At 76.1% G+C, this 26,614-nt stretch carries 21 protein-coding genes; 10 read left to right on the forward strand and 11 right to left on the reverse strand.

Features of this window, described 5'->3' with window-relative positions; translation table 11 throughout:
- Positions 1–101 precede the first annotated feature (101 nt).
- Entirely contained in the window at positions 102–2,498 is a 2,397-nt protein-coding gene (locus DT057_RS14525; RefSeq protein ID WP_128562815.1) for a methyl-accepting chemotaxis protein, read from the forward strand.
- On the opposite strand, the gene DT057_RS14530 is transcribed toward DT057_RS14525, so the two are convergent.
- The 3 genes from DT057_RS14530 to DT057_RS14540 form a co-directional block, all read right to left on the reverse strand.
- Complete coding sequence (locus DT057_RS14530) at positions 2,485–2,865, reverse strand: hypothetical protein (protein ID WP_128562816.1); 381 nt, start codon at positions 2,863–2,865, stop codon at positions 2,485–2,487. The two genes, DT057_RS14525 and DT057_RS14530, sit on opposite strands and share 14 nt — an antisense overlap.
- Before the next feature lie 261 nt (positions 2,866–3,126).
- Complete coding sequence (locus DT057_RS14535; protein ID WP_128562817.1) at positions 3,127–3,927, reverse strand: 2-keto-4-pentenoate hydratase; 801 nt, start codon at positions 3,925–3,927, stop codon at positions 3,127–3,129.
- Between the two features lie 14 nt (positions 3,928–3,941).
- Entirely contained in the window at positions 3,942–4,739 is a 798-nt protein-coding gene (locus DT057_RS14540; RefSeq protein ID WP_203236282.1) for an SDR family NAD(P)-dependent oxidoreductase, read from the reverse strand.
- A 160-nt stretch (positions 4,740–4,899) separates the two neighbouring features.
- Here DT057_RS14540 and DT057_RS14545 point away from each other — a divergent pair, with 160 nt between their 5' ends.
- Complete coding sequence (locus DT057_RS14545) at positions 4,900–5,580, forward strand: RraA family protein (protein ID WP_128562819.1); 681 nt, start codon at positions 4,900–4,902, stop codon at positions 5,578–5,580.
- Here DT057_RS14545 and DT057_RS14550 read toward each other — a convergent pair.
- Positions 5,561–6,208, reverse strand: coding sequence for a flavin reductase family protein (locus DT057_RS14550; RefSeq protein ID WP_128562820.1), 648 nt, complete (start codon positions 6,206–6,208; stop codon positions 5,561–5,563). The genes DT057_RS14545 and DT057_RS14550 overlap by 20 nt on opposite strands.
- Before the next feature lie 47 nt (positions 6,209–6,255).
- Positions 6,256–7,635, reverse strand: coding sequence for a M20/M25/M40 family metallo-hydrolase (locus DT057_RS14555; RefSeq protein ID WP_238312733.1), 1,380 nt, complete (start codon positions 7,633–7,635; stop codon positions 6,256–6,258).
- Positions 7,636–8,103: 468 nt separating this feature from the next.
- On the opposite strand from DT057_RS14555, the gene DT057_RS14560 reads away from it, so the two are divergent.
- From DT057_RS14560 to DT057_RS14570, 3 genes are all read left to right on the forward strand, one after another.
- The gene (locus tag DT057_RS14560; RefSeq protein WP_128562822.1) at positions 8,104–9,126 is read left to right on the forward strand and encodes an extracellular solute-binding protein; all 1,023 of its coding nucleotides are present in this window, start codon (positions 8,104–8,106) and stop codon (positions 9,124–9,126) included.
- A 404-nt stretch (positions 9,127–9,530) separates the two neighbouring features.
- Entirely contained in the window at positions 9,531–10,925 is a 1,395-nt protein-coding gene (locus DT057_RS14565; RefSeq protein WP_128562823.1) for a selenium-binding family protein, read from the forward strand.
- Positions 10,922–11,548, forward strand: a complete 627-nt coding sequence (locus tag DT057_RS14570; protein ID WP_128562824.1) for a hypothetical protein — start codon at positions 10,922–10,924, stop codon at positions 11,546–11,548. The genes DT057_RS14565 and DT057_RS14570 overlap by 4 nt, the downstream gene beginning before the upstream one ends.
- Before the next feature lie 19 nt (positions 11,549–11,567).
- Here DT057_RS14570 and DT057_RS14575 read toward each other — a convergent pair whose 3' ends face one another.
- A complete protein-coding gene (locus tag DT057_RS14575; RefSeq protein WP_128562825.1) occupies positions 11,568–13,181 on the reverse strand; it encodes an ABC-F family ATP-binding cassette domain-containing protein in 1,614 nt (537 codons plus the stop codon).
- A gap of 157 nt (positions 13,182–13,338) precedes the next feature.
- Complete coding sequence (locus tag DT057_RS14580; RefSeq protein ID WP_203236280.1) at positions 13,339–14,283, reverse strand: acetamidase/formamidase family protein; 945 nt, start codon at positions 14,281–14,283, stop codon at positions 13,339–13,341.
- A 414-nt stretch (positions 14,284–14,697) separates the two neighbouring features.
- Here DT057_RS14580 and DT057_RS14585 point away from each other — a divergent pair, with 414 nt between their 5' ends.
- Complete coding sequence (locus DT057_RS14585) at positions 14,698–15,570, forward strand: beta-keto acid cleavage family enzyme (RefSeq protein ID WP_128562826.1); 873 nt, start codon at positions 14,698–14,700, stop codon at positions 15,568–15,570.
- 79 nt (positions 15,571–15,649) lie between these two features.
- On the opposite strand, the gene DT057_RS14590 is transcribed toward DT057_RS14585, so the two are convergent.
- On the reverse strand, positions 15,650–18,538 hold the full coding sequence (locus tag DT057_RS14590) for an ATP-binding protein (protein WP_203236281.1): 2,889 nt from the start codon (positions 18,536–18,538) through the stop codon (positions 15,650–15,652).
- A gap of 485 nt (positions 18,539–19,023) precedes the next feature.
- Here DT057_RS14590 and DT057_RS14595 point away from each other — a divergent pair, with 485 nt between their 5' ends.
- Positions 19,024–20,418 (forward strand): MDR family MFS transporter, encoded by a 1,395-nt coding sequence (locus DT057_RS14595; protein ID WP_238312780.1) that lies wholly within the window; start codon positions 19,024–19,026, stop codon positions 20,416–20,418.
- A 74-nt stretch (positions 20,419–20,492) separates the two neighbouring features.
- On the opposite strand, the gene DT057_RS14600 is transcribed toward DT057_RS14595, so the two are convergent.
- From DT057_RS14600 to mdoH, 3 genes are all read right to left on the reverse strand, one after another.
- Positions 20,493–20,906, reverse strand: a complete 414-nt coding sequence (locus DT057_RS14600) for a DUF3830 family protein (protein ID WP_128562828.1) — start codon at positions 20,904–20,906, stop codon at positions 20,493–20,495.
- A 51-nt stretch (positions 20,907–20,957) separates the two neighbouring features.
- On the reverse strand, positions 20,958–22,250 hold the full coding sequence (locus DT057_RS14605) for an allantoate amidohydrolase (protein ID WP_162501411.1): 1,293 nt from the start codon (positions 22,248–22,250) through the stop codon (positions 20,958–20,960).
- Between the two features lie 129 nt (positions 22,251–22,379).
- Positions 22,380–24,260: a glucans biosynthesis glucosyltransferase MdoH gene (mdoH, locus tag DT057_RS14610; RefSeq protein WP_238312731.1), complete on the reverse strand. Its 1,881-nt coding sequence runs from the start codon at positions 24,258–24,260 to the stop codon at positions 22,380–22,382.
- A gap of 81 nt (positions 24,261–24,341) precedes the next feature.
- Between mdoH and DT057_RS14615 the strand changes: the two genes are divergently transcribed.
- The 3 genes from DT057_RS14615 to DT057_RS14625 form a co-directional block, all read left to right on the forward strand.
- On the forward strand, positions 24,342–25,256 hold the full coding sequence (locus DT057_RS14615) for a zinc-dependent alcohol dehydrogenase (RefSeq protein ID WP_407068065.1): 915 nt from the start codon (positions 24,342–24,344) through the stop codon (positions 25,254–25,256).
- A gap of 16 nt (positions 25,257–25,272) precedes the next feature.
- Positions 25,273–25,680: a 6-pyruvoyl trahydropterin synthase family protein gene (locus DT057_RS14620; protein ID WP_128562829.1), complete on the forward strand. Its 408-nt coding sequence runs from the start codon at positions 25,273–25,275 to the stop codon at positions 25,678–25,680.
- Positions 25,673–26,614: glycosyltransferase family 4 protein (locus DT057_RS14625; RefSeq protein ID WP_128562830.1), on the forward strand; the 942-nt coding region annotated here is incomplete at its 3' end. The genes DT057_RS14620 and DT057_RS14625, both read left to right, overlap by 8 nt.

The raw sequence follows: 26,614 nt of genomic DNA on the forward strand, positions 1-26,614 counted from the left end.
GAGCGCGGCGCGCCTGTTTCGATCTGTGGTTGTGCTGCCCGGGTAGCAAATACTTCAGGACTCCAAGCCATAACAGCAACACGGCGAGGAGACGGGGTACGATGTCGATCAGGTCGCGGGTGTTCGGAGGTTTCGGCCTCATCCTGTTGTTGACGATCGCGGTGGCGGTGGTCGGCTGGCAGAGCCTGACCGGTTTCGCGCGGCGGGTCGACACCGCCAACGCGGCGCAGACCCTCGTCGGCGAGATCGGCGACCTGGCGCTCGCCACCGACCGGGCGCTCAAGAGCGAGGACGAGCGCCAGGACGCGGCCCTCGGCCGGGCCATCGCGCAGGTGCGCGCCGGCGCCAGGGCCTTCGCCGGGCGTCCGGCGGACGGCGCGGAGGCGGGCCGGCAGGCCGCCGGCATCGGCGCGGCGGTCGACGGCTTCGAGGGCGCCGTGAAGGCGTTCGGCCTCCAGAAGGCCGAGAAGCGGGCCCTCGCGGAGAAGCACGCGGCCCTGATCGGCGAGCTCCAGAGCGCGGTCGCCGGGGTCGGCTCGGCGCAGGAGACGCAGCTCACCGAGGCGGGCCAGGCCCTCGAGCGCGGCCTCGCCGACCAGAAGGCGGCCTACAACACCGGCGTGGTCGTCTCCTTCGCGATCCGCTCCGCCCTCGAGCTGCGGGCCCTGCAGTACGGCTTCTTCTCGGGGAACGCCGACGTCACCGAGATGGAAGTCGAGGCGAAGGCCAACGCGATCTCGGTCCTGATCAAGCGCCTCGGCGCGATGACGTCCCTCGAGATCGTCCAGCCGGCGAGCGAGGCCCTCGAGCGCTACCGCGCGCGCCTGACGGCGCCGGAGGCCGCCGGGAGCGAGCGCGCCGCCGCGCTGGCGGAGCGCCAGGCCGAGCTGACGCCCCTGTTCGACGTCCTGTTCCAGGGCCTGCGCAAGATCGAGCAGGCGCAGAACAACACCCAGACGGGCACCCAGGTGAAGCTTCAGGAGCAGCAGGACCGGGTCGGCTCCGGCGTCAAGCTCCTGGCGGCGAGCGCCAAGGCGATCGCGGCCGCCAAGGAGGCGCAGGCGCTCGAGTGGCAGCTGATCCAGGGCCGCAGCGACGCGCAGGCCCGGGACCTCGACGCCGCGGCCGCGACCCTGCTCGACCAGGCCGAGACCATCCTGTACGGCGTGATCGACGACAGGACGCAAGGGGTGCTGCGCGACCTGACCGCCAAGGTGCGCCAGTTCAAGGACAGCATCCCGGAGATCGTGAAGGCGAACGAGGCCCAGGCCCGGATCTTCGCCGACCTCGACCGCCGGGTGGCGGAGCTCGTCGCGAGCGCCCGGGGCGTCGGGGCCGGCGAGCTGCGCCAGCTCGCCGCCGAGCGCGACCGGGCGACCTGGCTCCTCGTCGGCGGGGTCGGGCTCGCCTGCGCGATCGGCCTCGCGCTCGCGCTGCTCATCGGCCGCGGCATCACCCGCCCGATCGACCGGCTCGGCCGCGCCATGCGGGCCCTCGCCGGCGGCGACCTCGCCACGGACGTCCCGGCCCAGGGCCGGCGCGACGAGATCGGCGCCATGGCGGGCACCGTGCAGGTGTTCCGCGACGCGCTGGTGGCCAAGGAGGAGGCCGACCGGGCGGCCGCCCGCGAGGCCGCCGCGAAGGCCGAGCGCGCCGAGCGCCTGGAGGCGGTGACCCGCGCCTTCGAGGCCAACGTGGTGGCGCTGACCGAGAATCTCGGCCGGGCCGCCTCCGGCATGGAGGCTACGGCCCGCACCATGACGGCGGCGGCGGAGACGACCAACGGCCGCTCCGTCGAGGTGGCGGGCGCCGCCGAGCAGACCCTCGCCAACGTCCAGATGGTGGCGGCGGCGAGCGAGGAGCTCTCCGTCTCGATCGGGGGCATCACCGCCCAGGTCGTGCAATCCTCCGACATCGCCCGGACCGCCGTCGACCAGGCGCGCCGCACCGACGAGACGGTGCAGCGGCTGGTGAAGTCGGCCGACCAGATCGGCGACATCGTGGCGCTGATCTCGGCGATCGCCGGCCAGACCAACCTGCTGGCGCTGAACGCCACCATCGAGGCGGCGCGGGCCGGCGAGGCCGGCCGCGGCTTCGCGGTCGTCGCCGCCGAGGTCAAGGACCTCGCCGGCCAGACCGCGCGGGCGACCGCCGAGATCTCGCAGCAGATCGGGCACATCCAGGAGACCACCGGCAGCGTCGTGCAGGCGATCCGGGAGATCTCGGGCGTGATCGAGCAGATGTCGGGCATCGCCGACGGGATCGCGACGGCGGTCGACCAGCAGGGCGCGGCGACGCAGGAGATCGCCCGCAACGTCCAGCACGCCGCGCAGGGCACGCAGGTCGTGACGAGCGGGATCGTCGAGGTGCAGCGGGAGGCCGGCAGCACGGGCGCGGCCGCCACCGAGGTGCTCGGCGCCGCCGACCAGCTCGGGCGCTACGCCGGCGACCTCGAGCGCGAGGTCGCGGACTTCCTGACCGGCGTCAAGGCGGCGTGAGGCGGGCGCCGGCCTCCGGGCTCCCGCATCCGTCCCGGGACGGGCTCGCGCCGGCAGCGTCCGCGCCGGGCCCTCCCCCGGGCTCGAACCCGTGCCGCGCGGCGTCCGGGCTCGGTCCTCCCGGGCCCGCCGGCAGGCTCCCGGCCCGGCGCCGCCCGGCCCGGTGCGCGACCCAGAGGCCGAGCGCGACGCCGGCGCCCGCGACGAGGAGCAGGACGGGCGCGGTGAGGAGCATCGCCGGGACGGCCGGCACGGCCCGGCCGGGCAGGAACGTCGCGACGGCGAGGAACAGGGCGAAGCCGAGCCCGACCAGCGCGACGGCGCTGCCGAACCCGAGCAGGGCGGCCTTGAGGAGCGGCCCGGACATGGTTCGCCTCCTGGCGGTTGGCCGGCCGCCCCCGCGGCGGCGCGGGCGCCGCACCCGGGAGCGCTCCGGCGCCGGGGCGGGCGCCGGTTCGGCCGGAGAGCGCGCCGCATCGAGGGCGGGGAGCGGCACCCCGCGGGCCGCGCGAGCGGGTGCCGCCCTGAGCGGGGTTCGCAAACGTGGCCGCCGGTTCTGCGACGAAAACCGGCGACTTCCGGAAAGAACCCGAGTGGCCGAGGCGCCGGCCCGCCAGCGCAGGTCTGCTCAGGCGCCGACCCGGGCCGACAGCGTCCCGAGGCCGTCGAACTCCGCCGTCACCACGTCGCCGGCCTCGATCGGCAGCGGCACCGTCGTGGTGCCGGTCGTCACCACCTCCCCGGCCCGCAGCCCCGGCCCCAGCCCCGCGACCTCGTTGGCGAGCCAGGCGAGGGCGATGCGCGGGTCGTCGAGGGCGTTCCCGCCCCGGCCGCGATGCGGGGGCCGGCCCGGGGCCGCGATGGCGGTGGGGAGCGCCGCGAGGTCGCGGTCGCGCCAGCCCGGCGCCAGGGCCGGCCCCAGCACGAACAGGTGCGCGCAGGCGTTGTCGGCGATGAGCGCCGCCTCCCCGGCGGCGGCGTAGTCCGCGAGGCGCGAGTTCGGGAACTCGATCGCCAGGTGCGCGCCCGCCACCGCCGCCGTCACCTCCGCGACCGTGTAGGGCGCGTCCCGCGCCGGCAGGTCGCGCGCCATCCGGAAGGCGATCTCGGCCTCGGCGACCCGCATCCGGTTGCCGGCGAGCGGGATCTCGCCGCCCGGGGCCACGACCCGCTCGGCGAGGAGCCGCCCGGCCATCGGGCCCGCCGCCCCGATATGCTCCTGGCCCGCCAGGCTCGTCGCGGCGATCTTCCAGCCGAACAGCGGGGCGGCGCTCCGCGCCGCGACGTGGGCCTGGACGGCGTAGCCGTCCCGCCGGGTCGCGGGGCGCAAGGGGGCCGGCAGGGCGGACAGCGGCCGGCCCTCCTGCCAGTGCCGCCAGAGCAGGTCGGCGGCGGCCCGGGCCGCGTCCGGGTCCATGGCGCGCTCCATCCCGTCCCCTCCCCTCACGAGGCGATCCGGCCGGTGAGGCCTCCGTCCACCGGGAGGGCGACGCCGGTGATGTAGGCGGCCTCGTCGGAGGCCAGGAACAGGGCCGCGTTGGCGATGTCCCAGGCGGTGCCCATCCGGCCCATGGGGCAGGCCGCGTCGCGCTCCGCCACCATCGCGGCGGCGTCGGCGTACTGGCCGGAGATCTGCTGGAAGATCAGCGGCGTGTTCATCAGCCCGGGCATGATCGCGTTCGCCCGGATGCCGTCGCGGGCGTATTGCAGGGCGAGGCCGAGCGTGAAGTTGTTCACCGCCGCCTTGGCGGCGTAGTAGGCCGCGTAGGGGTAGCCGGTGTAGCGGATCGCCGCGACCGACGAGATGTTGACGATGGCGCCGGAGCGCTGCGCCAGCATCTGCGGCAGCACGTGCTTGCAGGTGAGGAAGCAGGTCGTGAGGTTGAGGTCGATGGCGCGGTGCCAAGCGGCCTCGTCGAGCTCGACGGGGCCGCCCATCTGGGCGTAGCCGACGTTGTTGTGCAGCACGTCGATGCGCCCGTGGGCCGCCACCACCTCGGCCACGAGGCCGGCCACGGCCTCGGAATCGGTAGCGTCGCAGGCCGCCGCCGTGGCGGCGCCGTCCTCCCGGCGGATGATCTCGGCGGTCTCCTCGGCCGCCTCGCGCGTCAGGTCGATGCAGACCACGCGGGCGCCGTGGCGCGCGAAGGTCACCGCCGTGGCCTTGCCGTTGCCCCAGCCGGGGCCGGACGAGCCGGCGCCGAACAGGAGCGCCACCTTGCCGTCGAGCCGCCGCGTCACCGGGGCGGTCCCGGACCCTGGGCTCTCTCTCATCGGGCATCCTCCCGGGGGACCGCCGCGCGGCGGCTCGCAGCCTTCGGCCTGTCGGCCTTCGGCGCGGCACCCTATAGAGTTCGGGCACGGCCGCAAGAACCGGCCGGGACGCCGGAGAGGAGACGCCATGCCGACCCGCATCATCGAGGGGACCCCGCCCCGGCTCGCGCCGGACCTGATCGCGCGGTTCGCGGCGATCCCGGTGCCGATCGTCGTCGACCTCCTGGAGGGCCGCACCCTCGTCGACCCGGCGATCCGCCCGCTGCGCCGCGTCGCGGGCGGCGGCGCCCTGCTGGGGACCGCCGTCACGGCGCTCTGCCCGCCGCAGGATTACGGCGCCGTGCACCACGCCATCGCGGCGGCCGGGGCGGGCGACGTCGTGGTGATCGACGCCGGCGGGCGCGGCGACGTGGCGATGATCGGCGACCTGCTCTCGACCGCGGCCCGCCGCAAGGGCGTTGCCGGCCTGGTGGTGGACGGCGCGATCCGCGACACCGGCACGCTCGCGGGCTGGAGCGACTTCCAGGCCTTCACCCGCCACGTCACGCCCCGCGGCCCGGCCTCGAAGGACGGCGGCGTCGTGAACGGCCCGGTGACGATCGGGGGGGCACCCGTGCGCCCCGGCGACCTGATCCTCGGCGACGACGACGGGGTCGTGGTGATCCCCCGCGAGGCGGCCGCCGGGCTGATCGACCAGGCCCGCGCCCGGGCGGAGGCCGAGATCGGCTGGGAGCGTCAGATCGCGGCGGGCGAGAGCACCCTCGCGCTCTTCGGCGTGCCGGCCGCGGTCAGGGAGCCCGGGGCGTGACCCCGGCGCGCACCTCCTCGGGCGAGACCCGGGGCACCGCGAAGCGGTCCCCGGTGCGGGCGTAGAGGTCGGCGTAGAGCCGCCCGATCGGCAGCCAGGCGCCGTCCCGCAGCCGCAGGGTGCCGTCCTCCGAGAACAGGTCGTCCCGGGCGTGGAGGTGGACGGCGCAGCCGAGCACGATCCGGCGCTCGGGCGAGAGGTCGATCACCGTGTGCGTCCGGCAGGCGAGGCTGACGGGCGCCTGCGCGAGGCGGCCGGCCGCGATGCCCCCGCCGGCGGGCAGCAGCGTCAGGCCGGCGGCCGCGATCTCGCTCTCGTCCGGCGGGAACTCGGCGGCGCAGACCGTCATGGCCTGCACCAGGGCCTCGTCGACGAGGTTGACCACGAATTCCTGCGTCTCGGCAATGTTGCGCGGCGTGTCCTTCTGGGTCCCGTCCGAGCGCAGGTTGAAGCTCAGCACCAGGACGGGCGGCTCCTCCGACAGGACCTGGAAGAAGCTGACCGGCGCGGCGTTGTCGTGGCCGGCGCGGGACCGGGTGGTCACGAGGGCGATCGGCCGGGGCGTGACGAGGGCGGTGAGGAGGCGGTAGCGGTCGCGCGCCGCGAGATCGTCGAGCCGGACATCCATCGTGGGGTTCTCTTCCCTTGCATGCGCGGGGATCGGGCGGGGGCCCGTCAGGCCCGCATCGCCCCGGTCCGCACCCGCGACAGGCCGTCGAGCAGGGCCGCGCCGGTGCGGATCCCGTTCACGAAGCAGTCGATCACGAGGTTCTCGTTGGGGGCGTGGTTCGCCTCGTCGGCGTTGGCGTAGGGCACCACGAAGGCCGGCACGCCGAGGATCTTCGTGAAGACGTAGTCCGGCAGGCTGCCCCCGAGCGTCGGGTAGACCAGGGGCTCGACGCCCTGGGCGGCGAGCACCGCCTCGCGGATCACCGCGCCGTAGGGGGAATCCAGCGGCGTCTTCGAGGGCAGCATGCCGTCGAGCCGCACCACCTCCACGTCGGGCGCGTGGCGGCGGACATGGGCCTCGACCTTCCCCAGGATCTCGTCGGGCGTCTGCGCCTCCACGAGGCGGATGTCGCACTTCACGAAGGCCTCGTGGGGCAGGACGGTCTTGGTGCCGGGCCCGCCGTAGCCGCCGTGGAAGCCGTTGATGGTGAGGGTCGGGTGGAACATCAGCCGGTCGGCCACCGGGCGGTCGTGCGGCGCGTCGAGGCGGGCGAGGCCGAGGTCGGCCATCACCGTCCCGGCGTCGAGGGGCAGCCGCGCGGCGGCCTCGAGCTCGGCCGCACTCGGCGGCACGATGCTGTCGTGGAAGCCCGCGATGGTGATGCGGCCCTCCGCGTCCTTCATCGTCGCGAGGAGGTGGACCAGGGTCCAGATCGGGTTCGGCACCACGCCGCCGAAATTGCCCGAGTGGACGTCGCGGGCCGCGCCCCGGGCCCGCAGCTCGAAGGAGGCGATGCCCCGCACGCCGTACGTGACGGTCGGCCGCCCCGAGGCGTGGATCGGCCCGTCCGCGGTGACGACGAGGTCGGCCTTCAGCGCCTCGCGGTGGCGGCGCACGAAGGCCGCGATGTGCGGGCTGCCGACCTCCTCCTCGCCCTCGAGCAGCACGACGACGTTGCAGGGCAGGCGCCCCGCCACCGCGAGGTGGGATTCGAGGGCGAGGAGCTGGGCGAAGTGCTGGCCCTTGTTGTCGCCGACGCCGCGGGCGTAGATCCGGCCGTCGCGGATCGTCGGCTCGAAGGGCGGGCTGATCCAGGCCTCGAGGGGGTCGGGCGGCTGCACGTCGTAATGGCCGTAGAGCAGCACGGTCGGGGCGCCGGGCACCCCGTCCCAGCGTCCGAGGACCATCGGGTGGCCCTCGGTCGGGATCGTCTCGGTCTTCAGGCCGAGGTCCCGCAGCATCCCGGCGACGAGGGCCGCCACCTCGGCGATCCCGACGTTCTGGGCGCTGATGCTCGGATGGCGGACGTACTCCATGAGGCGGCGCACGAAGGCGTCGCGGTTCTGCGCCACGTGGGCGAAGATGGCTTCGAGGGTGTCCGACACGGCCGCGCGCCTCCTGCCGCCGGGCGGCGCGCGACCCGAGAGGTCCGGGCCGCCGGAGCGCCGTCCGGCGGCGCCAACTAGAGCATTTTCCGGCGAAGTGGAAACCGGTTCGCCGCAGAACATGCGGCAGAATCAAAAACCTGGAGCGGCGGCCGATCGCAGCGTGATCGGATGCTGCTCCGGAGCATTTTCCGGCGAAGTGGACACCGGTTCGCCGCAGAAAATGCGGCAGAATCAAAAACCTGGAGCAGCATCCGATCGCAGCGCGATCGGATGCTGCTCCGGAGCATTTTCCGGCGAAGTGGAAACCGGTTCGCCGCGGACGCCCCGCCGCGGCCCGGTGCCGGACCGCACCGCCGCGGGCCGGAGGCCCGCCTACGAGGCTGGCGCGGCGCTTGCTGCGCCGCGGGAGCGCCCGCGCCGCGAACGGGCGGGGCGCGCGGGAGGGGAGCCTTGGCGAGGCCGGACATGCTGTCGACCATCAGGCTGGCGCTCGGGTGCGCCGGCGTCCTGCTGTGGGGATCCGCGCTCGCGGCGGAGCGGACCCGGCTGACCGTCTACACGGCGCTCGAGCCCGAGCAGCACGCGCCGTTCAAGGCCGCCATCGAGGCGGCGGTGCCGGAGGTCGAGATCGCTTGGGTCTGGGACCAGACCGGGACCATCACGGACCGCTTCCTCGCCGAGCGCGAGAGCCCCCGCGCCGACATGGTGCTGGGGCTCGCCGCCACGAGCCTGCTGCAGTTCAAGCGGGCCGGCCTGCTCCTCGGCTACCGGCCGGCCGGCGCCGACCGGCTCCGGCCCTTCTTCCGGGACGCGGGCGAGGCCTATGCCTGGACCGGGATGGACGCGTATCTGGGCGTCGTCTGCTTCAACGAGCCGGTGGCGGAGCGGGACCGGCTCGCCGTGCCGACCTTCTGGCGCGACCTCCTGAGCCCGGCGCTCAAGGGCCGCATCCTGATGCCGGACCCGGTCCATACCGGCACCGGCTACCTGCTCGTCGCGGGCTGGCTCCAGAGCATGGGCGAGGAGGCGGGCTGGGCCTTCATGGACGCCCTGCACGAGAACGTCGCCGCCTACCCGAGCGTGGCCTCGGCCCCCTGCGCGGCGGCGGCCGCCGGCAGCCACGCCGTCGGGCTGACCTACGACATGCGCGCGGCCGCCATCAAGGCGGCGGGCGGGGCGATCCGGATCGTCGTGCCGGTCGACGGCACCGGCTGGGAGCTGGAGGCGTTTGCCATCGTCAGGACCACGCCGCACCCCGACCTCGCCAGGCGGGTGGCGGACTGGGCCGCGAGCCGGGCCGCCAACGCGCTCTACGCCCAGACCTTCGCGGTCGTGGCCTATCCCGGCGTCTCGACCCCGCCGCGGATCTACCCCGCCCACGCGGAGGCCCGGATGATCCGCAACGACCTCGCCTGGACGGCCGAGAACCGCCCGCGCATCCTGGCCGAGTGGACGCGGCGCTACGGCGCGAAGCTCGAGCCGCGCTGAGGCGCGCCCGCGGGCGAGGTCAGGACCGAGGTCGGGGAAGTCGAGGCCGGTCGACGGGCCGGCCCGCGCCCGTCGCGCCGGCCGGGCCGGCAGCAGCGCCGAGACGAGCCGCGGCGCGGGGGCCCGCGGCACCCGGCCGGATCCTGCCGCGCCGGCACCGATCCTGCCGCAACTGGCCGGGCCCGGTCCCCGCACCTCGCCCCGGGGCCGCCGGGACTTGCGCTCCGGGGCGGCCGGGACTTGCGCCCCGGGGTGAGCCGGGCGAGTGTACGCCCCGACAGAATGCGCAAACCGCACACGCGACGGCGGACGCCGCCGTCCGGGAGGACGGGGACGGGGTCCTCGCGCCCTGAAGACGCCCAGCGGCCGGCCTCCGGCGCGGCGCACGGCAGGAGGAGGACGACATGGCACGCTGGCAGCCCGATCCGAGCTTCTACCCCTCGCCCCGCATGGCCCAGAAGGCGCCGCCCGAGACCCTCGCCTACGTGGCGGCGTTCGACCCCGACCGGACGCGGCCGGACGAGATCGCGGTCGTCGACCTCGACCCCGCCTCGCCCGCCTACGCGACGATCGTGGGCCGGGTGCCGATGCCGAATGTCGGCGACGAACTGCACCATTTCGGCTGGAACGCCTGCTCGTCCTGCCTGTGCCCGAACGCGCCGCACCCGCACGTGGAGCGGCGCTACCTCGTGGTGCCGGGCCTGCGCTCCTCGCGCATCCACATCCTCGACACCAAGCCCGACCCGCGCGCCCCCGAGATCGTCCGGGTGGTGGAGCCGGAGGAGCTGGCCGAGCGCGCGGACTATTCCCGGCCCCACACGGTGCATTGCGGGCCGGACGGGATCTACGTCACGGCCCTCGCCAACGGGAAGGGCGAGGCGCCCGGCGGCATCTTCCTCATGGACCACGAGAGCTTCGCGCCGCTCGGCCGCTGGGAGATCGACCGCGGGCCCCAGACCCTCGCGTACGACGCCTGGTGGCACCTCGGGCACGACACCATGGTGACGAGCGAGTGGGGCCTGCCGGCGACCTTCGAGAACGGGCTGATCCCCGAGGTGCTGCTCGGCGGGCGCTACGGGCACAAGCTCCACTTCTGGGACCTCTACAAGCGCAAGCACCTCCAGGAGCTCGATTTCGGCGCGGAGCACCAGCTCGTGTTCGAGCTGCGCCCGGCCCACGACCCGACCAAGGCCTACGGCTTCGTCAACTGCGTCGTCAGCCTGAAGGACCTCTCCTCCTCGATCTGGACCTGGTACCGGGACGGCGCGCGCTGGGCGGCGCGCAAGATCATCACGATCCCGGCCGAGCCCACCGACCCCGCGCACCTGCCGGACCTCCTGAAGGGCTTCGGAGCGGTGCCGCCCCTCGTCACCGACATCGACCTCTCCCTCGACGACCGCTTCCTCTACGTCTCGTGCTGGGGCACCGGGGAGCTGCGCCAGTACGACGTCTCCGACCCCCACGACCCGAAGCTGACCGGCAGCGTCCGCCTCGGCGGCATCGCGGCCCGGACCCCCCACCCCGGCGCGGGGCGCGAGTTCCTGACCGGCGGGCCGCAGATGGTGGAGATCAGCCGCGACGGCCGCCGGATCTACTTCACCAACTCGCTCTACGGCGCCATCGACAAGCAGTTCTACCACCGCGGCTTCGACGGCTGGATGGTCAAGCTCGACGCCGGCCCGAACGGCGGCCTCGACCTCGACGAGCGCTTCTTCCTCGAGTGGCCCCAGGGCCACCTGCCCCACCAGATCCGGCTCCAGGGCGGCGACTGCTCGTCGGATTCCTACTGCTTCCCGTGAGCGCCCCGTCCGGCGACGCCTGGCCCTGGCTCGCCCTCGCGGGCCTCGGCGCCTTCCACGGCCTCAACCCCGGCATGGGCTGGCTGTTCGCGGTGGCGCTCGGGATCCACCGCCGCAGCCGCGGCGTGCTGCTGCTCGCCCTCGTGCCGATCGCCCTCGGGCACGCCCTCTCGGCCGCCCTGGTGCTCGCCGCCGTCGCGGGGCTCGGGTTCTCGGCCGGCGCCGTCAGCCCCGCCACGGTGGCGGGCCTCGCCCTCCTGGCCTGGGCCCTGTGGCACGCCGCCTACGGGCACCGCCGGCACCCGCGCATCGGCATGCAGGCGGGGCTCGCCGCCCTGGCGCCGTGGTCGTTCCTGGTGGCGAGCGCCCACGGCGCCGGGCTGATGCTGGCCCCGGCCCTGCTGCCGCTCTGCGGGCCCTCCGGCGGCGGCGCGGCCGGCCTCGGGACGGCGCTCCTCGGCCTCGGCCTGCACACCGGCGCGATGCTCGCCGCGATGCTGGGCACGGCCCTCGCGGTCTACGCCTGGAGCGGCGTCGGGGTGCTGCGCCGGGCTTGGGTCAACCTCGACGCGGTCTGGAGCGGGGCGCTGGCGGTGAGCGGCGCCCTCCTCCTCGTGGCGTGAGGCCGGGGTCCGGCCGGCGTCAGGCGGCGCGCTTCCTGCCCTTGCGGGTCTGCCCGGGCGCGCGGGTGCGGGCGCGGTCGAGGACGTAGCGGGCATACGCGTCCATGTCGCCCGAAAAGGGCGTCACGGTGCCGTCGGCGGCGAGCCAGAGCCGGTCCGCCACCATCTCCATGAGCGAGCGGTCGTGGGTGATCAGGATCACGGCGCCCTCGTAGCGGTTGAGGGCGTCGAGGAGCGCCCGGCGGCTGTCGATGTCGAGGTGGTTCGTCGGCTCGTCGAGGATCAGGAGGTGGGGCGCCCGCATGGCGACGAGGTTGAGCAGCAGCCGCGCCCGCTCGCCGCCCGAGAGGTCGGCCACGGTGGTCTCCTGCTTGTCGAAGCCGAGCCCGAACTGCGCCAGGCGCGCGCGGCGCGCGGATTCGCCCGCCTCCGGCATCGCCCGGCGGATGATCGCCAGCGGGGTGTCGGCGGGGTCGAGGGCCTCGATCTGGTGCTGGTGGAACCAGCCGACCTGCACCCGCGCCTCCCGGGTCATGCGCCCGGCCTGGAGCCCGAGCGCCCCGGCCGCCATCTTGGCGAAGGTCGACTTGCCGGCGCCGTTGACCCCGAGGAGGCCGATGCGGTCGTCGACGTCGAGGGTCAGGTTCAGGCCCTCGAGCACCGCCGCGCCGTCGCCGTAGCCGATTGCGGCGTCGTCGAGCTGCATCAGGGGCGGCGCCAGGGGCCGGGCCGGCGAGGGCAGGTGGAAGGGCGCGACCTGCGCCTCGAGCGTGACCGCCACGGGCTCCAGCTTGGCGAGGCGCTTCATGCGCGACTGCGCCTGCGCGGCCTTCGACGCCTTGGCCCTGAAGCGGTCGATGAAGCCCTGGAGGTGGGCGCGCTCGGCCTCCTGCTTGGAGCGCGTCGCCGCGAGCAGGCGCGCCCGCTCGGCCCGCCGCGCCTCGAAGGCGTCGTAGCCGCCGGTGTAGAGGTCGAGCTTCTGCTCCGACAGGTGCAGGATCGCGTCGACCGAGTTGTTGAGCAGCTCCCGGTCGTGGCTGATGATCAGGGCGGAGTTCGGGTACTTGCGCAGGCGCGCCTCGAGCCAGAGGGCGCCCTCGAGGTCGAGGTAGTTGGTCGGCTCGTCGAGGAGCAGCAGGTCGGGCTCGGCGAACAGGGCGGCGGCGAGGGCCACCCGCATGCGCCAGCCGCCCGAGAAGTCCGCCATCGGCCGGGCGAGGTCGGCGGTCGAGAAGCCGAGGCCGGCCAGGATCTCCCCCGCCCGGGCGGGCGCCCGGTCGGCGTCGATCTCGATCAGCCGGGCGTAGATCTCGCCCATGCGCTCGGGCGCGGCCGTCTCCAGGGCGGCGTTCAGCGCGTCGCGCTCGACGTCGGCGGCCAGGATGGTGTCGAGGAGGGAGACCGGCGTCGCCGGGTGCTCCTGGTCCACCGAGGCGATCCGGGCCCCCTTCGGGATCTGGATCTCGCCGCTGTCGGGCACGTGGTCCCCGAGGATGAGGCGGAACAGCGTCGACTTGCCGATGCCGTTGCGCCCGACGAGCCCGACCTTGGCGCCGGGCGGCAGGGCCACGCTCGCCTCGTCGAAGAAGCGGCGGCCCCAGGCATTGAACGTGAGCTTCTCGATCTGCAGCATGGCACCGGCGGGGCGGGAGGAGGCGGGGCGGGGCGTGCTGCGCCGCACAATACCCCGGAGCCCATAGCGCGTGCCCGGCCCCGGGACGAGTCCCGCGCGGCGTCGCACCGTGCGGAATTCGTCCCGCCGGGACGCGTCCCGGCGGGACGCCCCGGCCTCAGCCCGGCAGCGCGGCGCGGGGCATCAGCATGTGCACGCCCTTGTTGCCGTCCACCGTCTGGGTGATGCGCAGGTTCCCGGCGAGGGAGCAGAGCATGTAGGCCTGGTTGCGCGTGAGCCCGGTGCGGGCGCAGACGTGCCTGACCATCTCGCGCACGGCTTGGCGCATCGCCTCGTCCAGGCTCTCGTGCAGGCCGATCGACATGAGGTCGCTCGGCGTCTCGGCGAAGGGCCAGTCGTAGCCGAGGTCCTTGCGCAGGGTGAGCCGGACCGTGCCGGTCAGCCCCGTCTCCAGCGCCGTGATGCAGACCTCGCCGTCGCCCTGCACCCCGTGGCCGTCGCCGGCGTAGAAGCCCGCGCCCTCGGCGAGAACCGGCAGGTAGAGCGTGGTGCCGGCCTTCAGCTCCTTGTTGTCCATGTTGCCGCCGAAGCGCCGCGGCACCGGGGAGGTGACCCGGCCCCAGGCCGGCGGCGGGGCGGTGGCGAGGATGCCGAAGAAGGGCTCGAGGGGCAGCTCGGTGCCCCAGGGCAGCACGGCGACGCCCCGGGCGGCGTCGATGTCGGGGTGGATGGTCTCGTACTCGGTGAACTCGTCCGGCAGGGTGCCGAGGAGCGGCATGATCGAGACGAAGCCCCAGTCCATCCGGAACTTCAGGTCGAGGATGTCGACCTGGAGCACGTCGCCCGGCACGGCGCCGCGGACGTGGACCGGGCCGGTGACGAAGTGCGGGCCGATGCCCGGCGAGAGGGCGTCGAGGGCCGCGAGGTAGTCGGCCGGGTTGCGGGCGGGATCGGGATGCAGCGTGGCCCGCCCGCCCGCCGGGTGGGAGTGGAGCGTGACGGTGTCGCCGGACTCGACCGTGAGCACCGGCGGCAGGCTGGCGTCGAAGTAGCCCAGCACCATGGTGTCGGGCGTGGCGGGGATCTCGTGGTGCGACGGCAAGGCGGATCTCCGGATCTGGGGGCGCGGGGCCCCCGGGGCGCAGACCGTGCACCGCCTGCAAAACGCGAGCCGGCCGGAGGCGAGGCCGGGAGATCCCGGCGGCACGCATCGGGGGCCAATCCTGACGCCAAGTCCCGAAGGCAAGTCCCGGAGGCAAGTCCCGGAGGCAAGTCCCGGAGGCAAGTCCCGGAGGCAAGTCCCGGAGGCAGATCCCGGAGGCAGATCCCGGAGGCAAGTCCCGGAGGCAGATCCCGGAGGCAAGTCCCGGAGGCAGATCCCGGAGGCGAGGGCCCGGCGGCCGCGGGCGCGCCGCCCGGTTCCCGCCCGCCGCGCCGTGGCGCATGATGCCTCCGCAGGGCGGGACCGGGGCCGCAGGATCGCCGGGCGCGCGCCCGCCGGGGGAGGAAGCGCCGCATGGGCGAGGTGTGGATCGAGGCGGCCCTCAACGGGCCGTGGGGGCGGGAGCGCCAGCCCGGCATCCCGATCACGGTGGACGAGGTGGTGGCGGACGGGCTCGCGGCGGCGGGGGCCGGCGCGGCCATCGTGCACGTCCACGCCTACGACCCCGCCACCGGGCGCCAGAACGACGCCTGGGAGACCTACGCCCGCATCATCGAGGGCATCCGGGCGAGGGCCGACGTGATCGTCTACCCGACGATCCCCCTCGCCGGGTCCGACTACGCGGCGAGCGCGGCCCGGCGCTACGCCCACACCGAGGAGCTCGCCCGGCGCGGCCTGATCGAGTGGGCGGTGCTCGACCCCGGCTCGACCACCTTCATGCGCTTCGACGAGGTCGCCGAGGCGGACAGCGGCTTCCTCTACCAGAACCCGCTCGCCGACATCCGCGAGGGCCTGCGCATCGCCCGCACTCACCGGGTGCGCCCCGGCTACGCCATCTACGAGCCGGGCTTCACCCGGCTCGGCGCGGCCCTGGCGGCCCTCGCGCCGCGGCCGCCGACGCCGGTCTACCGCTTCATGTTCTCGGACGAGTTCGCCTGGGGCTTCCCGCCCCGCGCGCCCTACCTCGACGCGCACCTGGCCCTGCTCGCCGAGGCGGCGCCGGGCGCGCCCTGGATGGTGGCGGGCCTCGGGGTCGACATCCTGCCGCTGGTGCCGCAGGCGGTGGCGCGCGGCGGGCACGTCCGGGTCGGGCTGGAGGACGCGCCCTGGGGCAGCCCGCGGGGAAACCGGGACTGGGTCGAGGCCGCCGCGCGGCAGGCCGAGGCCGCGGGCGGGCGCGTCGTCGGCGCGCCGGAGGTGCGGCTCGCCCTCGCGGCCCTGGGCTGAGCCGGCCGCGCAATGCCGCCCGGCGGGGCCGCCCAGAAACTTGCGGCCCCGCGGCCCGGCCCGGAGCCGGGCCGGCGCCTCAGGCCGCCGCGCGCATCGCGGCGATCTGGGCCAGCGCCGCCTGCCCGGCCGTCTCGAGGCGGGCCTGGAACACCGCGAGGTCGCGGCCGGCCCGGCAGGCATCCTCGACCTCGCGGCAGAGGTCCGACAGGCTCGTGAAGCCGAGGACGGCGGCGGCCGAGATCATCGCGTGCGCGTCGTGGGCGAGGCGCTGGCGGTCGCCGGCCGGCGGGCCGAAGCGCTGGCGCAGCTCCGTCGCCAGGAGCTGCAGCAGCGCGTCCACCCGCTCGGCCCCCATGAGCGCCTGCATCGCCGCGAAGGCGGCCGGATCCATGACGGCCGGGGACGGGAACCCGGGGGCCGCCGCGCCGGCGAGCTGGAGCGGCGCGGGGCGGAGGGACGGGGCCGCGCCCCGGTCGGCGCGGTGGCGGGCGATCGCCGCCGCCAGCTCCGCGCGCTTGAACGGCTTGCCGACGTGGCCGTCCATGCCCGCCGCCCGGAAGGCCTCGATCTGCGCCGGCAGCACGTTCGCCGTCATCGCGACGATCGGGACGGACCGGGACGGGCCGGGAAGGCCCCGGATCACCCGGGTCGCCGTGATCCCGTCCATGCCGGGCATCTGCACGTCCATCAGCACGAGGTCGTAGGCGCGCGCCTGCACCGCCTGCACGGCGGCCGCACCGTCCCCCGCGAGGTCGACGGCGTGCCCGTCGGCCTCCAGGACGGCCCGGGCCAGGTCCTGGTTCACCGGCACGTCCTCCACCAGCAGCAGGCGGGCCGGGCGCGCGGGCGCGGGCCGGCTCGCCTCCGCCTCGGCCGCCGGCGGGGCGCAGGCCGGCAGGGGCACGGCGAGCCAGAAGCAGGAGCCGGCGCCGGGCCGGCTCTCGAAGCCGATCGCGCCGCCCATGAGCTCGACCAGGCCCTTGCAGATGGCGAGCCCGAGGCCGCTGCCGCCGTATTCCCGCCGGATCGAGCCGTCGACCTGGCTGAAGCGCCGGAACAGGCGGCCGTGCTGCTCGGGCGCGATGCCGATGCCGGTATCCGCCACCGCGAAGCGCAGCCGCCCGGGCGCCGCGACGCTCACCCGCAGCGTCACGCCCCCGGCCGGGGTGAACTTGACCGCGTTGTTGAGCAGGTTGAGCAGGATCTGGCGCAGCCGGTCGGCGTCCCCGGTCACCCAGGCGGGCACGTCCGGGTCCAGGACGGCGTCGAGGGCGAGGCCCTTCTGCTCCGCGAGGCCGCGCACGATCGAGGCCGAGTTGTCGACGAGGGCCTCCGGCGCGAAGGGCTCCTGCGCGAGGGAGATCCCGCCGGCCTCGATCCGCGAGACGTCCAGGATGTCGTCGACGACCGTCAGCAGGGCGCCGCCCGCGTTGGCGATGCGCTCGGCGTAGCGCCGGTGCCGGGCCGTCAGCGTGCGGTCGGCGAGGAGCAGGTCGGCGTGGCCGAGCACGCCGTTCAGGGGCGTGCGGATCTCGTGGCTCATGGCGGCCAGGAAGTCGGACTTGGCCTGGCTCGCGCGCTCGGCGGCGACCCGCGCCTCCTCCAGCGCCTGGGCCTGCCGCTGGCGCTCGCTCACGTCCCGGAAGGTCGCGATGATGGCGGGCTCGCCGGGACCCGCGTCGGGGATGCGCCGGAAGGCGCCCTCGACCCAGACCCAGCCCTCGACCTTGTGCCGGGCGCGGCAGACCACGCTCACCTGCGCCTCGCCGGCGCCGAGGGCCCGCGTCCGGCCGAACAGCGCCGGCAGGTCGTCCGGGTGCACGCAGTCGCGCAGCGTCAGGGACTCGGCCTCCTCGACCGTGAAGCCGAGCAGGCGCCGCACCGCCGGCGAGACGTAGCTGCGCCGCCCGTCGTCGTGGGCGAGCACGATCAGCTCGCTGGTGTTCTCGGCCAGCAGCCGGTACCGGGCCTCGCCCGCCGACAGCATCCCGGCGGCCCGACGCGCCTCCTCCTCCAGGTGCTGGTGCCGGGCGAGCACCCGCGTCAGGCCGAAGCCGAGCGCCACGAGGACGCCGCTGACGCCGAGCACGATGGCGGCGTCCTGCCGGGCGGCGGTGCGCCAGGCGGCGAGGGCCTCGTCCCGCGAGACCGCGGTGGCGATCAGGAGCGGGGCGTCCTTGAGGCGGCGGAAGCTGCCGTAGCGCCCCACGCCGTCGACCATCGAGGCCTCGACGTCGAGGTTGCCGGCCGGCGCCGCCTCGGCGGCGCGCATCAGCGACCCGCCGGCGACGCTCATGCCGACCTTCTCGGGCGTGTAGGGGTGGCGCACCAGGAGCACGCCGTCGGACCGCAGCAGGGCGATGGAGCCCCGGGGGCCGAGATCGAGGCGGCCGTAGAGCCGCTGCAGCTCGGCGAGCGAGAGGTCCGCCACCGCGATGAGCGGGGTCTCGCCGGGGCGCGGCACCACCCTGCGGGCGAGGCTCACGATCCAGCCGCCGCCGAGGCGGGCCGGACGGCCGATCAGCAGCCCGGTCCCGGGCGCCGCCTCGAAGGCCCGCAGGAGGTCGGCGTCGCCCGGGACCGGGCCGGACCCCTGGCCGCCGCCCTGCACGAACAGGGCGCTGCCGGTACTGCCGTCGAGCACCCGCAGGGCGAGGACCGCCGGGACGTGGCCCATCAGCCCGTCGAGGAGGCGGTGGGTGTTGCGGCTGCTCGCCCCCTCGGTGTGCGCGTCCACCCGCACGGCGGCGGCGTTCAGCATCATGTCGACCGCCGCGACGAGGCGGCTCGCCTCCTGGTCGAGGGCCTGGGCCAGGGCCGTGGCGGTGCCCTTGGCGTCGCGGATGGTGCGGTCGTGGTCGCGGATGTCGGTCCAGGCGGTCACGGCGGCGAGCGTCAGGCAGGTCGTGAGGACGCCGGCCCAGATGCCCGCGACGAGACTGCGATAAGACCGCCTCAAGCTCATGCCACGCTCCGAGACCGCCCCGCCCCCGGACCCCGGGCCGCGCATCCGGCCCACCCCGGCCCCGGGGCGCCCGCTCACCGGCGCGCGGACCGGCTATCCTTACAGGAGCCGCCCTCCCGCGCGCTACGCGGCATGGACGCCGGGCGGCATGGACGCGGGCCGGCGCGGGCCGGGCGGCCCGGCGCGGGCGTCGCGGCGCCGGAGCATGGGAGGCCGGGCGGGGTTGCATGACCGGCCGGCGCGCGAAGATGCTATGCGCGGGCCCGACGGCGGTCCCGCGCGGCGCCGGGGCCCGCCCTCCCCTCCTGCCCGCCCGACGGGTCCGCGCCCGTCCCCACGAGCCCGACACCATGCCGGCCCCCGGTCCCGACCCGATCCCCGCCGACGCTCCGCCCGGCCACGCCGGCCCGCCCGGCCGTGCCGGCCCGCCCGGCCGCGCCGGGCCGCGGGGCTACCGCACCACCGCGCTGATCATCGCGAGCGCGATGTTCATGGAGCAGCTCGACGCGACGGTGCTCGCCACCGCCCTGCCCACCATGGCGCGCGACTTCGGCGTGACGGCGCCCGGGATGAGCGTGGCGCTGACCTCCTACCTCCTCAGCCTCGCGGTCTTCATCCCGGCGAGCGGCTCCGTGGCGGACCGCTTCGGGTCGCGCACGGTGTTCCGCGCCGCCATCGCGGTGTTCACCCTCGGGTCGATCCTGTGCGCGCTCGCCCCCACCCTCGGGGCCTTCGTGGCGGCGCGGCTGGTCCAGGGGCTCGGCGGCGCCATGATGATGCCGGTCGGGCGCCTCGTCCTCCTGCGCAGCGTGGCGCGCCGCGACCTCGTCTCGGCCATGTCCTGGCTCCTGGTGCCGGCCCTGATCGGGCCGATCCTCGGCCCGCCCTTCGGGGGGCTCGTGGTGACCTACTTCGACTGGCGCTGGATCTTCCTCGTCAACGTGCCGGTCGGCCTCCTGGGCGTGGTGCTGGCCGGCCTCTTCATCGACGAGGTGCGCGGCGAGGCGCGCCGCCCCTTCGACCTCGCCGGCCTCGCCCTGTCCGGCCTGGCCCTCGGCACCCTGTTCCTCGGCTTCGAGCTCGCGAGCCACGGCGGGAACGGCCGGGCGGCCCTCGCCCTCGTCGCCGTCGGCCTCGCGGCCGGGGCCGCCTACGGGGTGCATGCCCGGCGGGTGGCCCACCCGATCCTCGACCTCTCGCTGATGCGCCTGCCGAGCTTCCGCCTCTCGGTCGTCGCCGGCTCGCTCACGCGGGTCGCGCAGGGCGCGCAGCCCTTCCTGCTCCCCCTGATGCTCCAGGTCGGCTTCGGGATGAGCGCGGCCCAGAGCGGCGCCCTCACCCTCGCGAGCGCCGGCGGCTCGCTCACCATGAAGGCGCTGGCGCCGCGCCTGCTGCGGCGCTTCGGCTTCCGCACGAGCCTCGTCGCCAACGGCGTGCTGGCGAGCGGCGGCTCCGCGGCCTGCGCGCTGCTCCGCCCCGACTGGCCCGGCCCCGCGCTGTTCGGGGCGCTGGCGGCGTGCGGGTTCCTGATGTCGTTCCAGTTCACGGCCTACAACACGGTCGCGTACGCGGAGGTGCCGGCGTCCCGCATGAGCGCGGCGACGAGCTTCTACACCACGTTCCAGCAGCTGATGCTGTCGGTCGGGATCTGCGTCGCGGCGGGGGTGCTCCAGGGCGCCATGTGGGTCAACGGGCACGCCGCGCCCGCCTTCGCGGATTTCTCGGCGGCCTTCCTGGCGGTGAGCGCGGTCTCGCTCTCGGCGACGCTCTGGAACCTGCGCTTCGCCCCCGAGGCCGGCTCCGACATCAGCGGCCACACGCCCCGCGGGCGCAAGGCCGCGGCCCCCGGCACGGCCTGCGGCGGGCGCCGCTCGGCCTGACCGCCGGGGCCCGCCCGGCCGGCGCGGGCGGGGGGCCCGCCCGGCCCCGGGGACGGGCGGGCGCCCTCGCGCGATCAGATCGCCTCGAAGCGGATCGGCTGCGCGCCCTTGAGCAGGGTCATGCGGCCGAGGTCGTGGACGTGCTCGAGGCCCGTCGTGATCGTGAGGAAGTGGTTGCCGGCGAGCTGGCCGACCTTGCTGGCGAAGTGCACGCCGCCGTAGGCGAGCAGGATCTCGGTCTCGCTGATGCCGCCCGGATACAGGATCAACTGGCCCGGCGCCGGGTAGCTGGTGTGGTTCTCGTAGCCGACGCCGAAGCTGAGATCGCCGAGGGGCATCCACACCCCCTCGCCGCTCCAGCGCACGTGGATGATCTCGCTCACGAAGGGCAGCGCCTTGACGAAGGCCGCGCAGGTCGCGGGCGCCTTCTCCAGCTCGAGCCGTCCGACGAGGTCGTAGGGACCCGCCTTGATCTTGAGTTCCTGCACGGGGGTGGTCTCCGGTTCACGGGGGTGGGAGGCTCGCGGGAGGGACGGGGCTCAGGCCCGGCCCGGGAGCCGGGCGGGATCGAGGTGGCGCAGGACGTCGACGAGGAGCCGCGTCGCGACGTCGACGTCCTCGACCGCGACGGACTCGGCCGGGGAGTGGCTGAGGCCGCCGGCGCAGCGCACGAAGATCATGCCGATCGGGCAGAAGCCCGCGAGGGCGAGGCCGTCGTGCCCGGCGCCGCTCGGGAGCCGCAGCGGGCGCAGGCCGAGGCGCCCGACGCCCTCCGCGATCGCCTCCATCAGCCAGGGCGCGCAAGGGCCGGCGGGCTCGTCGTAGGAGGCCGTCGCCCGCATCGCGACGCCGCGCCGGGCCGCGATGGCCTCGCAGGCCCGCAGGATCCCGGCGAGGCCCTCGCGGCGCACCCGGTCGCTCGGGCTGCGCAGGTCGAGCGTGAACTCGGCGCGCTCCGGGATGACGTTGACGGCGCCCCGCGGCACCGCGATCCGCCCCACCGTGGCGACGAGGTCCGGCGTCGCGCAGGCCGCCGCCTCGATCGCCAGCACCATCTCGGCCGCCGCCGCCAGGGCGTCGCGGCGCAGCCGCATCGGCACCGTGCCGGCGTGGCCGGCCCGCCCCTCGACCGTGACGGCGAGGCGGCTCGCCCCCGCGATGGCCGTGACGATGCCGACGGGCAGGTTCTCGGCCTCGAGCACCGGCCCCTGCTCGATGTGGACCTCGAGGTAGCCGAGGATGCGGGCCCGGTCCCGGGCCGCGCGGCCGAGGGCGAGCGGGTCGCAGCCGAAATCCCGCAGCGCCTGCGCGAGGCTGACGCCGTCCGGGTCGCGGGCCTCGAGGAAGGCGGGCGGGACCGTCCCGGCGACCGCCCGCGAGCCCGTGAGGGTGACGGGGAAGCGCACGCCCTCCTCGTCCCCGAAGGCCAGCACCTCGATGGCGAAGGGCAGCCGCACGCCCGCGGCGTGCAGGGCCGCGACGGCGGCGATCGCCACCACCACCCCGAGGTTGCCGTCGTAGCGGCCGGCGTGGCGCACGGTGTCGATGTGCGAGCCGAGGAGGAGCGTCGGGACGTCCGCCCGGGCGCCCTCGTAGCGGCCCACCACCGTGCCGGCGGGATCGAGGCCCGCCGCCATGCCGGCCTGCTCCATCCAGCCCGCGACCGCGAGGGCGGCGGCCTTGTGGGCGGGCGTCAGGTAGAGGCGCGTCAACCCGTCGGCGTCGCCGCTGAACCCGGCGAGCGCGGCGAGCCGGTCCATCACCGCCGCGCCGAGCGCGGGGCCGGGCGCGGGCTCCTGCGGCCGGGAGGCGTGTGTCGGGGAGAGCGTCATCGTGGATCCTCGCGGGGGTTAGGCGGCCGGCGGGCTGCCTGTCTACCCCGCCGAGAGCGATTTCGACCGGCGGCCGGCCCGATCCGGCCCGCGGGGGCCGCGACCGGCGCCGGGACGGCCGCGCCCGGATCACCCGGCCCCTGCCGGGCCGGCGGCGACCCGCGCGATCTCCCAGGGCGGCGCGATCTCCTCCGGCGTGGCGCAGAGCCGGGCCCGGGCCATGGCGCGGCCGAGGCCCGGGAGGGCGGTGAGGACCGCGAAGGGCACGGCCAGGAGCGCGCCGAGGGTCAGGGGCAGCGTCGCGGCGAGCAGGGCCGGCGAGGCGAGCGCGAGGGCCCCGCACAGGAGGGCCCCGAACAGGACGACGCCCCGCAGCGCCCGCCAGGCCTCGCCGGCCGCGACGCCGCGCGCGTCGCGGCCCTGGGCCGTCCAGACCTCGCCGCGCCCCGCCGCGAGGACGGCCAGGAAGGCGGTGAGGCGCACGGCCGAGACCCCGAGCAGCAGGAACGAGAACGCGGTCTCGGCGGCGATGCCCGCCAGGAACCGGGCCGCGCCCCCGTTCGCCGCGCGGGCGGCCCGGCTCGCCAGCACGTCGGCGTAGCCGGCGAGCTTGGGCGCGAGGGAGAGCAGGAGCCAGAGGCCGTAGAGCCCGGCCGCCCCCGGCGCCCCCTCCCCGCCGGCCGTCGCGGCCCGCAGGGGCAGGAGGGCGAGCCCCAGGGTCAGGGCCGGGGCGTTGAGGAACATCAGGACCGCCCAGGCGAGCTGGAAGCGGCTCATCGGCAGCAGGCCGGGCAGCCGCGGGAGCCGCAGGTACTGCAGGTTGCCCCGGCACCAGCGCAGGTCGCGGCGCAGGTGGTCGAGGAGCGTCGGCGGGTTGTCCTCGTAGCTGCCGCCCTCCACGGGCAGCACCCGCACCTCGTAGCCGGCGCGGCGCATCAGCACCGCCTCGACCTGGTCGTGGGAGAGGATCGGGCCGCCCGGCAGGTCCGGCAGCCGGCAATGCTGCGCGTAGGGCGCGATGCGCACGAGCGCGTTGTGGCCCCAGAACGGGCCGCAATCCCCGCCCCACCACGCCGCCGCGAGGGTGTAGGGCCGCATGCCGTGGCGCATGCCGAACTGGAACAGGCGCGCGAAGGCGCTCGCCGCCGGGGCGCCGACCGCGAGGCTCTGGAGGATGCCGAGGCGCGGATGGGCCTGCATGATGCGCACGAGCCGCAGGGCGCAGGCCCCGGTCACGAGGCTGTCGGCGTCGAGGGGCAGCATCAGGTCGTGCCCGCTGCGGGCGCAGAACTCCTGCAGGTTGCCGGCCTTGTAGCCGTCGTTGCCCGCGCGCCGCCGGTAGGTGACGTGCCCGCGCGCGGCGGCCGGCAGGGCGGCGCGCCAGGCCGCCACCGCCCCGTCCTCGGCGGCCGCGATGGCGGGATCGTCGGTGTCGCTGAGCACGTGGTAGCTGAACCAGGCGCCGTGCCCGGTGCGCTCCAGGCTCTCGCGCACGGTCGCGAGGCGCGCGAGCGCCCGGCCCGGATCCTCGTTGCGCAGGGTCATGACCACGGCGGTGGTGAGGCGCGGCGCCTCGGGCCCGTCGCCCGCCGCCGCGAAGGGCGCCGCCGCCGCGAGCCCGGCCGGCCCCGCCCGCAGCAGCCGGAAGCCGATCACGGCGTTCCAGAAGCCCAGCACCGTCCAGGGCAGCGTCGTGAGGAAGCAGGCGAGCAGCGCGACGTCGAGGCCGTCCCAGCCGTCGGCGCCGAGCGCGCGGGCGGCCGCCGCCGCGAGGCCCGCGCAGGCGGCGAGGTTCAGCCCGAGCACCAGGGCGCGGCGGCGTCGCAGCGTCGCGCGGGCTTGCAGGCCCGCCGGCGTCGTGAGAGGAGCGCCGCGGGGGTCGGCGGGCGCGGCCTCGCCCTCGCCCGCCGGCCGCGCCCCGTCCGGTGCCGCCTCGTCGCTTCCGGCGGCCCGTGCGACACTCCGCCGGGGGCCGCTCATGGTCATGGCCGGGGAGTCGGGGTGCAGCATCATTCGGCATCCGGGAGCGGGGCGGCGCGGGAGAGCGTCGCCGTACGGGCGCTCTGGTATAGCGCTTTCCGCCGCGCCGAGCTGCGCAGCGAGCGCCCGGCCCCGCCGGGCCCCGGCGAGGTCCGGGTCCGCACGCTGTGGACGGGCCTGTCCCGCGGCACCGAGCGGCTGGTCTTCGAGGGCCAGGTGCCGGATTCCGTGGCGGCGCGGATGCGCGCCCCCGCCCAGGCCGGCGACTTCCCGTTCCCGGTCAAGTACGGCTACTGCGCCGTCGGGGAGACGGAGCCGGAGGACGGCCCGCCGGAGCGGGTCTTCGCGCTCCAGCCCCACCAGGAGGCCTTCGTGGCGCCCCGCGACGGCCTCTGCCCGGTGCCGGCGGCGGTGCCGTCCCGCCGGGCGGTGCTGGCGGCGACCATGGAGACGGCCCTCAACGCCGTCTGGGACTCGGGGGCGGGCCCGGGCGACCGGATCGCGGTGGTCGGCGGCGGCGCGGTCGGCCTCCTGGTCGCCTACCTGGCGGCGGGCCTGCCGGGGGCCGAGGTGACGGTGATCGACCGCGACCCCGCCCGGGAGGCGGTCGCGGTCGGCCTCGGCGCCGCCTTCCGGCCCCCGGGCGGCGGCGCGCCGGAGGCCGACGTGGTGTTCCACGCCAGCGCCAGCCAGGAGGGCCTGGCCCTGGCCCTCGGGCTCGCGGGCGACGAGGCGGCGGTGGTGGAGCTGAGCTGGTACGGCGCCCGCACGGTCGCGGTCCCCCTCGGCCTCGCCTTCCACGCGCGGCGCCTGCGGCTCCTCGGGAGCCAGGTGGGCGAGGTCGCGGCCTCGCGCCGCCCGCGCTGGAGCCGCCGGCGGCGGCTCGCGAAGGCGCTGGCGCTCCTGGCCGACCCCCGGCTCGACGCCCTGATCACCGAGGAGGTCGCCTTCGCGGACCTGCCGGGGGCACTGCCGCGCCTGCTGGCGCCGGGGGCGCCGGGCCTCTGCACCGCGATCCGCTACTGAGGCAGACGAGGTCGAGATGTACGCCGTCGAGGTCCGTGACCACGTGATGATCGCCCACAGCTTCCGGGGCGCCCTGTTCGGCCCGGCCCAGGCCCTGCACGGGGCGACCTTCGTGGTCGACGTGGCCTTCTTCCGGGAGAGCCTGACGCCGGACGGCGTCGTGGTGGATATCGGGCGGGCCGGCGAGGCCCTGAAGCGCGTCCTGGCGCCCCTGAACTACCGCAACCTCGACGCCCTGCCGGACTTCGCCGGGGTGAACACCACCACCGAGTTCCTGTGCGGCCACATCCACGGCGCCATGGCGGCGGCGACGCGGGCGGGCGAGCTCGGGCCCGGCGGCGAGGGCGTGAGCCGCATCCGGGTGACGCTGCACGAGTCGCACCTCGCGCGCGCCTGGTTCGAGGGGCCGCTCCCCGGTGCCTGAGGCCGTCCTCGCCGTCCCGGGCGACCTCGCGGCGCCGACCGGCGGCTACGCCTACGCGCGGGCGCTGTTGGCCCACCTGCCGGCGGCGGGCGTCGCGGTCGCGCCGCTGCGGCTGCCGGACTCCTTCCCCGATCCGACGCCGGCCGACCTCGCCGCGACGGCGGCGGCCTTCGCGGCGCTCGCGCCCGACGCGGTGCTGCTGGTCGACGGGCTGGCCTACGGGGCCCTGCCGCCCGGGCTGATCCGGGCCGCGGCGCCGCGCCCGCTGGTGGCCCTCGTGCACCATCCCGTCGGCCTCGAGGCCGGCCTCGCGCCCGAGCGCGCGGCGGTCCTGATCGAGAGCGAGCGGGCCGCCCTCGGGCTCGCCCGCGGCGTGGTGGCGACGAGCCGGTTCACGGCGCGGCTCATCGCCCGCGCCTTCGGCGTGCCGGCGGCGCGCATCACCGTGGCCGAGCCCGGGACGTCCCCCGCCGCCCGGGTCGCGCCGCGCCCCGGCGCGCGCGCGGCCCTCCTGGCGGTGGGCGCCGTCACGCCGCGCAAGGGCTACGGCGTCCTGGTGCGGGCCCTGCGCGACCTCGCCGACCTCGACTGGCGCCTGACGATCGCGGGCGCCCTCGACCGGGCCCCGGCCTGCGCCGCCGCGCTCCGGGAGGCGGTCGCGGGCGCGGGGCTCGCGGGCCGCGTCACGCTCGCGGGCGCGGTCCCGGCCGCGGCGCTGGACCGGCTCTACGCCGAGGCCGACCTCGTGGTCTCCTCCTCGCTGTTCGAGGGCTACGGCATGGCGCTCGCCGAGAGCCTGGGCCGGGGCCTGCCCGTCGTCGCCACCACGGGGGGAGCCGCCGCCGAGACGGTGCCGGACGCGGCCGGCCTCAAGGTGCCGCCGGACGACGCGCCGGCCCTCGCCGCGGCCCTGCGGGCGCTGATCGCCGATCCC

Origin of the sequence: Methylobacterium crusticola, assembly GCF_003574465.1 — a bacterium.
In the GTDB taxonomy this organism is placed as follows: domain Bacteria; phylum Pseudomonadota; class Alphaproteobacteria; order Rhizobiales; family Beijerinckiaceae; genus Methylobacterium; species Methylobacterium crusticola.

Coding starts and splice junctions, on each gene's coding strand:
- DT057_RS14525 (WP_128562815.1), top strand. CDS start 102: ATGTCGATCAGGTCGCGGGTGTTCGGAGGTTTCGGCCTCATCCTGTTG.
- DT057_RS14530 (WP_128562816.1), bottom strand. CDS start 2,865: ATGTCCGGGCCGCTCCTCAAGGCCGCCCTGCTCGGGTTCGGCAGCGCC.
- DT057_RS14535 (WP_128562817.1), bottom strand. CDS start 3,927: ATGGAGCGCGCCATGGACCCGGACGCGGCCCGGGCCGCCGCCGACCTG.
- DT057_RS14545 (WP_128562819.1), top strand. CDS start 4,900: ATGCCGACCCGCATCATCGAGGGGACCCCGCCCCGGCTCGCGCCGGAC.
- DT057_RS14550 (WP_128562820.1), bottom strand. CDS start 6,208: ATGGATGTCCGGCTCGACGATCTCGCGGCGCGCGACCGCTACCGCCTC.
- DT057_RS14560 (WP_128562822.1), top strand. CDS start 8,104: ATGCTGTCGACCATCAGGCTGGCGCTCGGGTGCGCCGGCGTCCTGCTG.
- DT057_RS14565 (WP_128562823.1), top strand. CDS start 9,531: ATGGCACGCTGGCAGCCCGATCCGAGCTTCTACCCCTCGCCCCGCATG.
- DT057_RS14575 (WP_128562825.1), bottom strand. CDS start 13,181: ATGCTGCAGATCGAGAAGCTCACGTTCAATGCCTGGGGCCGCCGCTTC.
- DT057_RS14585 (WP_128562826.1), top strand. CDS start 14,698: ATGGGCGAGGTGTGGATCGAGGCGGCCCTCAACGGGCCGTGGGGGCGG.
- DT057_RS14590 (WP_203236281.1), bottom strand. CDS start 18,538: ATGAGCTTGAGGCGGTCTTATCGCAGTCTCGTCGCGGGCATCTGGGCC.
- DT057_RS14595 (WP_238312780.1), top strand. CDS start 19,024: ATGTTCATGGAGCAGCTCGACGCGACGGTGCTCGCCACCGCCCTGCCC.
- DT057_RS14605 (WP_162501411.1), bottom strand. CDS start 22,250: ATGACGCTCTCCCCGACACACGCCTCCCGGCCGCAGGAGCCCGCGCCC.
- mdoH (WP_238312731.1), bottom strand. CDS start 24,260: ATGCTGCACCCCGACTCCCCGGCCATGACCATGAGCGGCCCCCGGCGG.
- DT057_RS14620 (WP_128562829.1), top strand. CDS start 25,273: ATGTACGCCGTCGAGGTCCGTGACCACGTGATGATCGCCCACAGCTTC.